Genomic DNA, 12,854 nt, shown 5'->3' on the forward strand with positions numbered 1-12,854 from the left:
GCCGGCGACCATGACCGAACCGGCGCCCTCCCTGGACGAAGCCCCGCAGGGCCTCGACGAGGTGCTGCCCTCGGTGGTCGACAACGTGGCGCTGGCGCGGCTCTATGGCGAGCCGCTGTTCAAGCTGCCGCAGGACCTGTACATCCCGCCCGACGCGCTGCGCGTCTTCCTCGAGGCCTTCGAGGGCCCGCTGGACCTGCTGCTCTACCTGATCCGCAAGCAGAACTTCAACATCCTCGACATTCCCATGGCCGGGGTCACGCGCCAGTACCTGGAGTACGTCGAGGAAATCCGCGCCAACAACCTCGAACTGGCGGCCGAGTACCTGCTGATGGCCGCGATGCTGATCGAGATCAAGTCGCGCATGCTGCTGCCGCCCAAGAAAACGGCCGAGGGCGAAGAGGCCGAGGACCCGCGCGCCGAACTCGTGCGCCGCCTGCTCGAGTACGAGCAGATGAAGCTGGCCGCGCAGCGCCTGTCCGAGGTGCCCCAGTACGGCCGCGACTTCCTGCGCGCCCAGATCTATGTCGAGCAGGCGCTGCAGCCGCGCTTTCCCGACGTGGACATGGTCGACCTGCAGAGCGCCTGGCGCGACATCCTCAAGCGCGCCAAGCTCGTGCAGCACCACAAGATCAGCCGCGAGGAGCTGTCGGTGCGCGAGCACATGAGCATCGTGCTGCGCCAGCTGCAGGGCCGCCAGTTCGTCGAATTCGGCGACCTGTTCGACACCAGCCGGGGCGTGCCGGTGGTGGTCGTCACCTTCATCGCCATGCTCGAGCTCGCCAAGGAAACCCTGATCGAGCTGACCCAGGCCGAGGCCTTCGCGCCCATCTACGTGCGCCTGGCCTATACCCCCACATCATGAGCCCCCACGCTCCGCCGCTGCGCGGGTCGCGGCCCCCCAAGGGGGCTGAGCCGCCTTGGGGCGGCCCGGCGGCGGCTCGTACTCCGTCCTCCAACAGCACATGACCCAACACTTCGACGTCCTGGTCATCGGCAGCGGCCTGGCAGGGCTGTCGACCGCCCTTCACCTGAGCGCCACCCACCGCGTGGCCGTCATCACCAAGCGCGCCCTGCTCGACGGCTCGAGCAACTGGGCCCAGGGTGGCATCGCCGCCGTGCTGGCCGAGGGCGACAGCTACGCCTCGCACGTGGAAGACACCCTGGTGGCCGGCGCCGGGCTGAGCGACCGCGAGGCCACCGAGTTCACGGTGGAGAACGCACCCGCCGCCATCGCCTGGCTGCGCGAATTGGGCGTGCCCTTCTCCACCGCCGACGGCGAGCTGCACCTCACGCGCGAGGGCGGCCACAGCCACCGACGCATCGTGCACGCGGCCGACGCCACCGGCGCTGCCGTGCAGGCCACCCTGGTCGAGCGGGTGAAGGCCACGCCCGGCATCCAGGTGTTCGAGCACCACATGCTGGTGGACCTGATCACCGAGCGCCACGTCGGCGGCTGCGGCGAGCGCCGCTGCTTTGGCGCCTACGTGCTAGACACCGTGCGCGACGAGGTGGTCACCTTCGCGGCCCGCCACACCGTGCTGGCCACGGGCGGCGCGGGCAAGGTCTACCTCTACACCACCAACCCCGACACCGCCACGGGCGACGGCATCGCCGCCGCCTGGCGCGCGGGCTGCCAGGTGGCGAACATGGAGTTCATCCAGTTCCACCCCACCTGCCTGTACCACCCGCACGCCAAGAGCTTCCTCATCACCGAGGCCGTGCGCGGCGAAGGCGGCATCCTCAAGCTGCCGCCGCACCTGGGCGGCCACCGCTTCATGCCCGACCACGACCCGCGCGCCGAACTGGCACCGCGCGACGTGGTGGCGCGCGCCATCGACTTCGAGATGAAGAAGCATGGCCTGGACTGCGTGCACCTGGACATCTCGCACCAGAGCCCCGAGTTCCTGCGCGAGCACTTCCCCAACATCCTGGCGCGCTGCGCCGAGCTGGGCATCGACATCACCAAGGAGCCCATCCCGGTGGTGCCGGCCGCGCACTACACCTGCGGCGGCGTCGTCACCGACCTGCAGGGCCACACCGAGATCGCCGGCCTGTATGCCGTGGGCGAGACCACCTGCACCGGCCTGCACGGCGCCAACCGGCTGGCGAGCAATTCGCTGGTGGAGTGCATGGTGTTCGCGCAGGCGGCGGCCAGCGCCATCCGCGCGCACCAGGCGCCCGACACGCCGGCGCTGCCGCTGTGGGACGACAGCCGCGTGACCGACGCCGACGAGATGGTCGTCATCTCGCACAACTGGGACGAGCTGCGCCGCTTCATGTGGGACTACGTGGGCATCGTGCGCACCGACAAGCGCCTGGAGCGCGCGGCGCACCGCATCACCCTGCTGCAGCGCGAGATCCACGAGTTCTACGCGCAGTTCCACGTCACGCGCGACCTGCTGGAGCTGCGCAACCTGGTGCAGGTGGCCGACCTGATCGTGATGTCGGCCATGCTGCGCCGCGAAAGCCGCGGCCTGCATTTCAGCCTGGACCACCCGGGCATGCTGCCCGAGGCGAAGCCGACGATTCTGGTGCCGCCGGGGCGGTGAGGCAGCCAGCGAGCCTGCACCGACGGTAACGTGGTTCTGCCGGGATCACGTCAATTGATCTCGTTGGGGCCAATGAGCGTGGGCTTGCCGAATCCCAGGAATGGCTTGACGCAGCGCCAACGCGAGTGCTTCACGGGACGCGCCTGTGATGCTTCGTCCAAGGCTTGAATGCTCAATCGGCAGATGTGGTCCTGCAAATCCGTCGACAGCGAATAGTGTTTGCCCTCCTCCGGTGTGAACCGCAGAAACAATGGGCCGCAGGAGGTGTCGTTGGTGTAAGTGGTGGCCGCGAAGGCGATCGCCTGGCCAGCGGGGTAGTGGGTGATCTTGGTCCTTGGAAGTTTCTCGATCCGATTGAGATTGCCCAAGGACATGAAATTGGCCAGACCATGAAAGCGCTGTACTGAAGCAGGGAGCATCTCGCGCCTTCTGACACGGGCGACCATGTCCTCGGATTCGGGCTCACACAGCTTGGTCTCCCACACGCCGCTGAAAGACCGCGATCGCCACGGAGTTCGTCGTGAACTCGACGACGGCGCTTCCTGGCGGAGGCGCGGAGCCCACCTCATCTTCGATCGCTTGTTCGGCATCGGGATAGTACTGAACAGGCGGAGCGGCGCACCCCGTCAGTACGGCGCCAATGGCAACCGCCACGCAGGTCATCAACAGCCTGATCCGGCCACAGGTTTCGGTATTCATCGTCAAGAGCACGTCAGTTCGGGAATTCGACCTCGATCGGCTTGTGTTCCGGATCGGCGAGAAAGCGCACGTAGGTTTGCACGGCGAGCTTGTATTGAGCGAAGCTGACCTCGCCGCCTTCGCCTTGGCTGTATAGCCCCTCGAACCAGACTTTGTCAGGGGTGATGTAGGCCACCCAGGCGTTGCCATCGGCTTCGATGTAGGAGGTTTCACCAGCCTCGATCTGGCGAATGCCTTCGAGGAAGTTTGCTCCTGAGCCTTTGGCGCTTTGGATGTCGCTGTAGATGGCCCCGCACATCAACTCGAACGCAGGCAAAAGGTTTCCCAATCCGTCATAAACATGAAGGTCGAGATCTACCTTGTAATGCTTCCCCTCTTCCGGCTTGACGATCCAATCTCCGGGCCGACATCTAAGAAAGAGCTGATTTTTCGTGCTCATGGTTTTCCGATTGGATAAAACGTGGTTCTCTGATTCTTCGCGTCCCATCGAAACTGAATCTGAATGCCGCTTGGCGAGGTGGCGTCAAAGCCAGTCCCTGGGGCCCCCTTCTTGAACGCCTCCGACACCTCGTAGTCAATCCGCGCCTGAGACCACGAAGGCGGGAAGAAGGTCGACTCAGCGAACTTGTCCACCCAAGCCCCCTTCTTCGCATCCCACACCTGCACCGGCGCCTCATACGTCCCATTGGCGTTGTATGTGATATCCGCCCCCGGCTTGATGCGCGCAGCCCCATCGGCGGCGAACTCCGCGTGGTAGCCCGTGGCCTTGCCCTTGGCGTTGACCTCACCCGTCAACACATGGTCCATGTCAAAGTTGTTCTGTTGCAGCACCTGGCTGTCGGTCTTCGCGATGTACTCCGCGTCCCGGCTGGTGTCGGGCGTCATCTTCGCCCAATCGTCCAACTCCGTTCGCAAGTGCTCGCCCTGGACCGCGCTGGTGGGCGGTCGGGCCTGGGCAGCATCCCCCGCCGACTTGATGGCGGCTTCGCCGCCTTCGCCGACCCGGGCCGCGCCAGCAATGGCCGAGACCTCCTTGCCCTCGATGCCCCGCGCCACCACCTTCGCGCCGCGAGCCGGCAGACGAAACCCCAGCAGCGTCTCTTCCAGCGTCGCGTCTGGCACCGCCTGCCCACTGGGCGTGTTCAGGCGTTCCAGCCGCTGCCCATCCCGCCGCTCCTTACCCGGCACGACCGAGGCTTGGTTGTCGGGCGAACCACCCGGAAAGACGTTGCCATACGGATCGTTGCGCTGGGCTTGCGAGGCGCTGAAGTAGGTTTGTGGCTGACCATCGCTGCCCAGCACCGCTCCACCCTGGCCGTCCAGGATGGGGCGGCCTGCCTCAGCGTCCAACATCTTCCGGGCTTCGCCTAGGTCGGCAAAGAAGCGCTCCGCCCCACCCATGGCCGCCTCGCTGCCAGGTTGCCTGGCAGCGTCGACCACGCCTTGCTGATAGGTCTGTTCGTGGGCAGCGGCCTGCGCGTCCACGCGGCTCTCGGCCGCCCGCTCAAGCATGTCGCTCCAATACACGCGCGCATCCCGCTCGCAGGCGCTGTCACCTCGGCAACTGGCCTTCGCCTTGTCTCCCGCCAGTTCGCGGATGCGCTGCTTCTCCGTCGGGTGCAACTGCCGGTTGTTCAGATCGGTACTGAACGCCGTGCCCGCAGCCGCTGTGCCCCCTGCCGCACCGGCCGCCAGGCCCATTCCCGTGGCCACGCCCAGCCCCGCGATGCCTTTGGCTACGTTGGGGTCCAGGCCGGCCCCCGCTTGTTCGGCATCGGGGTAGTACTGTGCTGGCGGAAAACACGACGCAGCTCATCAACAGCCTGATCCGGCCACAGGTTTCGGCATTCATTATCCAGCGCACATTAGTTTGGGAAATCCACTTCAATCGGTTTTTTCTCTGGATCCACCAGAAAGCGAATATAGGTTTCGACGGCCAACTTGTATTGGGCGAAACTGACTTCACCGCCTTCGCCTTGGCTGTATAGCCCCTCGAACCAGACTTTGTCAGGGGTGATGTGGGTGACCCAGGCATTGCCATCGGATTCGATATAGGCCGATTCACCGGATTCAATCTGGCGAATTTCCTCGAGTGCCGTAGCTCCCGAGCCCTCAGCACTTTGGACGTCCTCGCCGATCGCGGCGCACATCAATTCGAAGCTTGCGGCGTTCGTCCCGTCGACATCAGCAACATAGATTTTTCGACTGAGGCCCCGTCGACCTCCTAGATCAAATCGTTTGTGGCATTTAAGTTTCATGGTGTCGCTTCCTTGAGAGGATAGAACGTAGTGCGTTGGCTTTTGGTGTCCCAATGGGACTGAATATCGATCCCGCTCGGCGACGGTTTCACAAAACTTGACCCCGGTGTTCCCTTCTTGAACGCCTCCGACACCTCGCATTCAATCCACACCTGCAACCGAGATGGCGAAAAGGGTGAATATTGCAGCCTTCGAACTCATTTTCTGCCACAGCTTTCTCGCGCGGCACGAAAACGACACAGCGTTGCGCAGACTATCCCTAGCCAGTGCCAAGTTGGGGGAAAGTCAAACCCATTGCACTCGCGGATTGCTTAATAAGCGCTAACCCCTCCATCGAAGGCATATATTTCTTATCTTCTATCTCAAAAACCAGAATATCGTATGCCAAACCGCACTCACCAAATTCCATAAAGTGCTTCGCCTCTTTACTCGCAGAAGGTTCGATAAGTTCATCATCAATCTGGAGCACGCGCTGCAACAGAGGCTCCGGTGTAAAAAGAGTCATTTTGGATTCCTCGGTAGGTTTGTCGGATAGCCGGTGACGATACGTCCTCCGCGAGAGGCTGGTTCAACAATTACTTCAATATCCACCCCGTCCCGCGTACCTCGGACGATAGTGCGCCCCCCGCGAGCTGACACAGTAGCCGAAGCGGGGTCATTGGCGACATCCGAAACATTTCCCAGCACCTTGTCCGCATCCCAATCTTGAGGGAAAGGCGTCTTGCCTGGCATTCCGGGCCATAGATACCCGCGCTGGCGCTGGCGCTGGCGTTGGCGGTGATGCCCCAGCCTGTGTTGGTGCTCCCGCACTGCAAGCCAGTGTCCACGCTGCCCGAGTGATTCTCGCTCTCAGTGCGCTTCTAAATATGAATGACTCTCCCGGCGATGATGATATTCGACCCTACTTAGGGCAATGCAGGTGCCGCATTCCGTCACCTGACAAAAACCAACCGTATTTCTCAAACTCAATGGCTTTTCCGCAAATTCGACAAGAGTTTGGCCACCCCTCATAGCGCCATTTCGCCAAAAGAGAGAGACTGGCCCCCTGTCCGAATGCCGTCCACTCCTGAGGCGATATGCCCAGTATTTCCTTTATTTTTGATGAATTCGAGGAGTCCATCAGTTCATCAAATACAGCATCAGCCTGCTGAGAACTCAAAATTCCAAGATGCAGCTCCCTCAAAATATCTCTAAAAATCATAAGTCCACCTTTCTTCCAGGAACTGGGGGCTTGTACATTTCCCCTGTTGACGGATTCATTGACCCGAGGTGACGGCCTCTTCTGTCATAGACCTCAATGTCGCCATGCGTGTAATCCCATTCGTAGTAGCGACGATCGGAGCCTTGGCCTGACGTTTTTCGTCCATTGCCGGCATTTGACAAATTACCCCAAACTGGGCTTTCCTGCTTGCTTGGATTGTCTGCATAAGTCAGATTGTTAGATTGTGGTACGCCAGCTGTGCCGTATCCCGTGTCTTGAGGATTCACACGCGGCCCATCGTCGCTCAGCTGATCGCCGCCTGTGTGAATTGCTTCTTCGCTGCCGTAAGCAGGCGAGGTCGTGAGTACACCCCCATTCATGCCGGGACTTGGCCTTACAAGTGGGCCCAGCGCCTCAGAAGTTGGTCCGCTTCCGAACCCAGGTATCTGCGCGAGGTCGGCCGGATCGACCAATGACGCCACCTTCGCCACGAGCGCCGCCCCTCCCATGCGCAAGGCGTTCAGGCACGCGGGTGAACTCAGGCATGCCCGAGCCGCTGCCGCACCGCCGGCGACGACCCCGTCCACCAGTATCGGAATCGCCATCACTGCGTTGTGCGAGGCCTCGTTCAAACCCGCTGAGGCGCCTGCCGAGCCGCCCACCGCGGCACCGGCGCCCAGTGCACCGAGTTGCGTAATGGCTCGCGCCGCCTCGTCGGGCACGCCTTGTGACTGCAGAAACGCCTGGAGGTGGGGTGCGCCGACGCTGCTCAATGCCGCCGCGGAGGCGCCTTCGATGCCACCCGCGAGTCCGCCGACCAAGGCGTGTCCTGCCGCCCGGCAAGCCCCGTCGGGCCCCCAGCAGTGCGCGGCCTCCTCGTCACCCGCCTTGACGGCGTCTTCGAACTGCCGGTTCGCGTAGTCGCGCCACGCCGGCACGGCCTGCTGCCCAAAGCCCTGGGTAATGCCCACCTGCGCATTGACCCCGTCCTTGACCTTCTCCTTGTCAAAGATCGGCGAGATGCCGCTCTGCGCGTCTCCCGTGCGGGCGTCCTTGTCGCCCGCGATGCCCGAGATGCCCGCTTTGGTGGTGCTGCTCGCGCTGCCCTTGTCTTCGCCCCAGCCTGCGCCACTGGGCCGGCTCACCTCCTGCACGGGTTTGCCGTCCTGGCCCAGCACCGGGCTACCGTCGGGGCTCTTCTTGTCAGAGGCGTACACGCCCGCATTCACGCTCCAGCCGCTGGCCTTGTAGCTGGCTTCGTTCTGCACATCCTGCAGCTCGACCCCGCCGTCGCTGGCGAAGTGGTTCCTGCCCTCCTCCAGCGCCGCCTGCGTGCTCGTGATCGCCCCGCCCTTGAGCACGGTCTTGCCCTTGACCCGGACATCAAACCCACCATCGCCCGCGCGCATGCCGCTCTGCTCGGTGACGCTGGCGTACTCGCTGTGAATGTCCGTGGCGCCGCTGCTGAAGGAGGCTCCCCCCGCATTGGCCCCGAAGCTCACGCTGCCACCGGCTTGGCGGCTGCGCTCGTGGTAGCTGGCCCTGTCCTGCAGGCTCTCGATGTGCAGGTCACCCTGGACATCGCCCTCGATGCGCGGGGCGCTGATCACCGCACCGTCCAGGGCGGTGTCGCCCCCGGATTCGATGACCACCTTCTCTGCCGCCGTGACGTGGGTGTTGGTGTGGCTGATGGCCTGCCCCTCGGCGTGGCCACGCCCCGCGCTGGCGCTGGCGGTGACGCCCCAGCCGGAGTTGGCGCCGCCCAACTGCCAGCCGATGCCCACGCTGCCCGAGCGGTTCTCGCTCTCGGTGCGCTCCTGCACGGTGTTCTGTGCCGCGCCCAGGTCCACGTTGCCCTCGGCCTTCAGGTGCACGGTCCGGCCCGCGTTGAGCTCGCTGCCGCGGACCTGGATGTCGCTGTCCTGGCCGGCCCCTTCGGCGATGAACGTCACGTTGCCACCGGCGTAGACGCGGCTGCCCTGCGCGCTGTCGGCGCTGCCTTCGCTGGTGCTGCGGCTGCTGGAGGCGCCGACGCTGAAGTTCACGCCCGCGCCACCCGTGGCGTCTCCATTGCCCTGCGCCTGGGCCGCCGCCCCCATGCCCTGCTGCACCTGCAGCCCCGCCGTGGCCGCGCCCAGGGCCTGCAGGCGCCGGTCGCCGGTCTTGCCAAGCGCCTCCACGGTGTCGGCAAAGCCCTGCATGGCCTGCACCGGCGCGCCGCTCAGGCCCACGGTGAAGCCGCTCTGGCTCATCTTGTCTTGCTGCCAGCGCCGCTCGCCGGTGCGCGCGTCGCTGACCCGCGCGGCCTGGGCGTGCACGTCGATGTCGCCCTGGGGGGCCAGCAGGTCCGAGCCCACCTGCTCGTAGGTCTGGCCGGCGTGGATGTTCACGTTCCCCTGAAGGGAGCCCAGCGTGCTGCCCGCCGCGCCACTGCCGGAGGCGTTCTGTTCGCTGCTGCGTTGCTGGCTGCCCAGGGTGAGGCCCGCGCCGCTGCCGAAGACGCCGCTGCTCCTGTCTTGCTGGAAGCGCTCCTGGCGGTGCTCGGTGCGCTGTGCCAGCACGCGCACGCTGCCGCCGGCGTTGACGTCCAGGTCCTGATCGGCCACGGCGTGCGAGCCCTGGAAGGTGATGTCGCCGTCGGCGCTGAGGTCGATGTGGCGCCCACCCAGCGCGCTGCCCTGGGCCTGCGTGTGGCTGTCCAGGCGGCGGGTTGTGGTGCTGGAGGCGCCCAGGATGTCGCTGCTCTTGGCGTGCAGCCCGTGCTCGACCTGGTAGCGGGCCTCGCCGGCGTCGATGTCCAGGTTGCGCCCGGCGTGCACGCGCAGGCGCCCGTTGGCCGGGTCTTCGTCGTAAGGGGACTGGGCGGGCTGGTCCCGGCCGTTGGGGTCCGCGTTGTTGGGGTCCGCGTTGTTGGGGCCTGCGTTGTTGGCCGGATCCCCGTTGGCCTGCACCTGCGCGGCGCGCATCTGCACGTCCCGCTCGGCCGAGAGGTTCACTTGCCTGCCAGCGACCCAGCTGCCCACCTCGGCGCTGCGCTGCACCCGGCCGTAGTTGCTCTCGTCTCGGGTGGCGTCCAGCGCTTCTCGGGTGTCCACGGTCCCCAGGCGCATATCGCGATCGGCGTGCATGTCCACCCCGTCGGCCTGAGCGCCCGCGCCCAGCAGCTCGATGTCGCGCCCGGCGTGGGCGATGAGCTGGCCGGCCGGGCCGCTCACGCTCAGGCGGGCCACCCGATCGAGCACCTCGGTCTGGCCGTCGGTGCCGTCGGTGCCGTCGGCGCTGTGGGCCGTGGTGCTGCTCACTTTGAGGTCTCGCCCGGCGTCCAGCAGCAGCGCGTCTCGCGCGCTCAGCTCACCGCCCCGCACGTCGATGTCGTCCTGGGTCCTGAGCGCGGTGACGCCCTCGCTGCGGATGCGCCCGCTGCTTTGAATCCCTTGGGCGTCAATGAGCACCAGCTCGCGCCCGGCGATCGTGCCGCCGTTGAGCAGCGCGCCGCTGAGGTTCAGCTGCACCTGGCGCCCGGCGATCAGGCTGCCATCGGGGGCCAGGTCGCCGGGCCTGGGCATGAGGTAGACCTTGGGCACCAGAGCGGTCTGCTGGCTGCCGTCGGGCAGCGTGACAACCTGGGTCTCCAGCCAGACGATGTCGCTGGTGAGCGCGGCCACCTGCTCGGCCGTGAGGGCGATGCCCGGGCGCAGCTGGTGGGCCTGGGCATAAGTGGCGCCGGCCTCCAGGAGCGCCATGTATTGCGCTTCGTCGTCGCTGAAGTCGCCCAGGAAGCGCTGGCCGGTGAGTTGCGCGATCTGCTCGCGCACCAGGCGCTGTTCGACGAAGCCGTCGCCCAGGCGTTTGTGCAGGGTGCTGGGGTCGACGCCCAGCAGGGCCAACTGGTGGTCCGAGCTCAGCCACTGGCGCCGCTCGGCAAAGCGCGGGTCGGTCTCGATGAGGTAGGTGGCCGCGGGGTTGGCCGCCGGCTTGAACAGGGCGTTCCTCAGGTCCACGGAGGGCGCCGTGGGCGCGTCGGCGGCGCCTTGCTCCTGGCGCAGCGCGCTCACCTTGAGCGAGAGGGGGATGCGCTGGTCGATGGGGGTCTGCACCCAGCCGTAGTGGGTCTGGCAGGTGAGCCCTTCGCAGGTGTGGTCGACCACGCCCCAGGTGTAGGCCGTGCCGCGGCGGGTGAGGCTGGCGGCCACCTCGCTGGCCTGGTTGTCCACCGCCGCGCCCGGCGTGTTCAGCACGCCGCCGGCCACGATCTCGCTGTCTTGGTTGCTGAGCCGTTCGCTCGCGTCGATGCGCATGCCGCCGCCCGAGAGGATTTGCCCGGGCTCGCTGTGCACGGTCTTGAGCGTGGGGCGGGTTTCGGTGACGGTTTGGTAGATGTCGAAGGGGCGCAGCTCGGCGTTGATGGCGCCTCTCACCGCCCCGAGCGTCTCGCCCAGCGCCACCCAGGGGGCGGCCTGGGCCTGCCAGGCGGCGAGTTCGCGCTGGTAGGCGCTCAGGTCCACGGGGACGGCGCCGTCGGGAACTGGCGGGCGGGGCATGGGGCCCGGAGGCTCGCCGGGCGGTGGGGCCACGCCCAGGGCGGCCCAGATGGGGTCGCCGCGGCGGTAGTTGAACTGCGCGTCTTGCCAGACCTGGGCCTCGCTGTCTCCACTGCCCACGGTGACGATGCCGGCGGCGACAAAGGGCTCGGGGCCGTGGTACCAGGCATTGAAGCGCGGGTCGCTCACGCCCAGGGCCTCGGCGCTGGCCCGGGTGAGGATCCAGGGGCGGCCATAGCGCACGTAGTCGTTCCAGCCTTCGCTGCCCTGCATCAGCGAGAGGGGTTTGACGGCCATCCAGGCGATCTCGCTCGCATCGACTTCGCCGCTGGGGGTGAAGTACAGGGTGCGGGTGGTGGTGGTGCCGCCGTCCGTGGTGACTTCGGTCTGCAGGTGCTCGTTGGCGTTGATGAGCACGCGCGCCTTGACGTCCAGCTCACCCAGGGCTTCGATGCGCGCGCTGCGGTTCTCGATGCGCTCGGCCGCGAGGGCCATGTCCGCGCCGCTGAGGATGAGGCCACCGCGCCGGTTGCTGATGGATTCACGGGCCTGGATGGACAGATCGCCCCGCGCGGCGATGACGGCCCCCTCGCCGTTGTTGACGGTGTCGGCGCCGAGGCCCACGCGCTCGCCCACGATGACGGCGCCCGCGGCGTTGTCCACGCCCTGGGCCTTCACCTGCAGCTCGCCCTCGCTTTGCAGGCTGCCTTTGTTGACGAGCCAGCCGTCGGCGCGCAGCTGCAGCGGGCCGCTCTCGGCGGAGATGACCCCCTGGTTGTTCACGCCCAGCCCGGCCTCGGTGCCGATGAGCTGGATCTGGCCGGCGTACATGCCGCCGACGGCGGCCACGTCCAGCGCGAAGGCGGGGGCCTCGCCCGTGGGCGGGGCCGCGCCCGTGGGCCGCTGGCTGGCCGCGTCGATGGTGTTGGCGCCACTGACGAGCGTCAGGCGCTGCGCCCAGAGCGCGGCGTTGAGCTGCGTGGCGCGCGCCAGGATGGCGGTGGCGTCGGCGCCGCGCGCGTCCAGGCCCGCGCCCTCGACGCGGACTTGCCCGCCCTGCACGAGGTAGGCGTCCAGCGCGCCGCCGTTGAAGACGGGCGTGCCGGTGGTGAGCGTGACGCCGCTGGCGTTGAGGAAGGCCGCGCCGTCGACCTGGATGCCCGAGGGGTTGGCGATGACCACCTCGGCGCGCTGGCCGGCCACTTCAATCGGGCCCTTGAGCCAGCTGGGGTCGCTGGAGTTGACCTCGTTGAGGATGATGCGCGCGCCACCCGTGGCCAGCCAAGGGTTGCCCGCCACCCAGCCGCCCAGCTGGGTCTGCGCCTCGCCGCGGCTGTTGTTCAGGATCGCCCCCGCGGCGCCCACATCGAACTGGCGGTAGCTGTTGCGGCTCACGCCCGCCGCACTGGGCGTCTGGATGTTGACCAATGCCACGCCGCGGCCCGCCGACAGCACCGTCGGCCGCTGGCGCCCCGGCGCCCCCGGGTCGGCCACGATCTGCGGCCAGGCTGGCGTACCGATCGACCAAGCACCCATGGCCACGGCGGTGGCCAGTGCCCGAGGGACAAGCCGCCAATTCTTGTGTCGGTTCATGTTGACCTCT

General features: G+C 66.5%; 9 protein-coding genes. 2 read left to right on the plus strand and 7 right to left on the minus strand.

Features of this window, described 5'->3' with window-relative positions; genetic code table 11:
• The first annotated feature begins 10 nt into the window (after positions 1-10).
• Together JNX00_RS17270 and nadB are read left to right on the plus strand one after the other, a co-directional pair.
• Positions 11-865 (plus strand): ScpA family protein, encoded by an 855-nt coding sequence (locus JNX00_RS17270; protein WP_070397269.1) that lies wholly within the window; start codon positions 11-13, stop codon positions 863-865.
• Positions 866-965: 100 nt separating this feature from the next.
• Complete coding sequence (gene nadB, locus JNX00_RS17275; protein ID WP_070397268.1) at positions 966-2,552, plus strand: L-aspartate oxidase; 1,587 nt, start codon at positions 966-968, stop codon at positions 2,550-2,552.
• Between the two features lie 50 nt (positions 2,553-2,602).
• Here the strand turns inward: nadB and JNX00_RS17280 are convergent, their stop codons facing one another.
• The 7 genes from JNX00_RS17280 to JNX00_RS17315 all read right to left on the minus strand — a co-directional run bounded on the left by JNX00_RS17280 (position 2,603) and on the right by JNX00_RS17315 (position 12,844).
• Positions 2,603-2,998, minus strand: coding sequence for a hypothetical protein (locus JNX00_RS17280; RefSeq protein WP_204742994.1), 396 nt, complete (start codon positions 2,996-2,998; stop codon positions 2,603-2,605).
• A gap of 16 nt (positions 2,999-3,014) precedes the next feature.
• The gene (locus JNX00_RS17285; protein ID WP_204742995.1) at positions 3,015-3,251 is read right to left on the minus strand and encodes a hypothetical protein; all 237 of its coding nucleotides are present in this window, start codon (positions 3,249-3,251) and stop codon (positions 3,015-3,017) included.
• A gap of 13 nt (positions 3,252-3,264) precedes the next feature.
• The gene (locus JNX00_RS17290; RefSeq protein ID WP_204742996.1) at positions 3,265-3,690 is read right to left on the minus strand and encodes a hypothetical protein; all 426 of its coding nucleotides are present in this window, start codon (positions 3,688-3,690) and stop codon (positions 3,265-3,267) included.
• Entirely contained in the window at positions 3,687-4,952 is a 1,266-nt protein-coding gene (locus tag JNX00_RS17295) for an EndoU domain-containing protein (RefSeq protein ID WP_204742997.1), read from the minus strand. Before JNX00_RS17295 ends, JNX00_RS17290 begins: the two co-directional genes overlap by 4 nt.
• A 164-nt stretch (positions 4,953-5,116) precedes the next feature.
• Positions 5,117-5,509 carry a hypothetical protein gene (locus JNX00_RS17300; protein ID WP_204742998.1) on the minus strand — a complete coding sequence of 131 codons (393 nt, stop codon included), beginning with the start codon at positions 5,507-5,509 and terminating at the stop codon, positions 5,117-5,119.
• A 259-nt stretch (positions 5,510-5,768) separates the two neighbouring features.
• The gene (locus tag JNX00_RS17305) at positions 5,769-5,987 is read right to left on the minus strand and encodes a hypothetical protein (RefSeq protein WP_204742999.1); all 219 of its coding nucleotides are present in this window, start codon (positions 5,985-5,987) and stop codon (positions 5,769-5,771) included.
• Positions 5,988-6,706: 719 nt separating this feature from the next.
• Positions 6,707-12,844, minus strand: coding sequence for a hemagglutinin repeat-containing protein (locus JNX00_RS17315; protein WP_204743001.1), 6,138 nt, complete (start codon positions 12,842-12,844; stop codon positions 6,707-6,709).
• Between the last annotated feature and the right edge of the window lie 10 nt (positions 12,845-12,854).

This window comes from Hydrogenophaga sp. YM1 (genome assembly GCF_016903055.1).
GTDB lineage: Bacteria > Pseudomonadota > Gammaproteobacteria > Burkholderiales > Burkholderiaceae_C > Hydrogenophaga > Hydrogenophaga borbori.

Bases quoted from the DNA above. Each gene is read 5' to 3' on its own strand.
- JNX00_RS17300 (WP_204742998.1), bottom strand. From the start codon at position 5,509: ATGAAACTTAAATGCCACAAACGATTTGATCTAGGAGGTCGACGGGGC.
- JNX00_RS17270 (WP_070397269.1), top strand. From the start codon at position 11: ATGACCGAACCGGCGCCCTCCCTGGACGAAGCCCCGCAGGGCCTCGAC.
- JNX00_RS17285 (WP_204742995.1), bottom strand. From the start codon at position 3,251: ATGAATACCGAAACCTGTGGCCGGATCAGGCTGTTGATGACCTGCGTG.
- nadB (WP_070397268.1), top strand. From the start codon at position 966: ATGACCCAACACTTCGACGTCCTGGTCATCGGCAGCGGCCTGGCAGGG.
- JNX00_RS17315 (WP_204743001.1), bottom strand. From the start codon at position 12,844: ATGAACCGACACAAGAATTGGCGGCTTGTCCCTCGGGCACTGGCCACC.
- JNX00_RS17290 (WP_204742996.1), bottom strand. From the start codon at position 3,690: ATGAGCACGAAAAATCAGCTCTTTCTTAGATGTCGGCCCGGAGATTGG.
- JNX00_RS17295 (WP_204742997.1), bottom strand. From the start codon at position 4,952: ATGGGCCTGGCGGCCGGTGCGGCAGGGGGCACAGCGGCTGCGGGCACG.
- JNX00_RS17280 (WP_204742994.1), bottom strand. From the start codon at position 2,998: ATGGTCGCCCGTGTCAGAAGGCGCGAGATGCTCCCTGCTTCAGTACAG.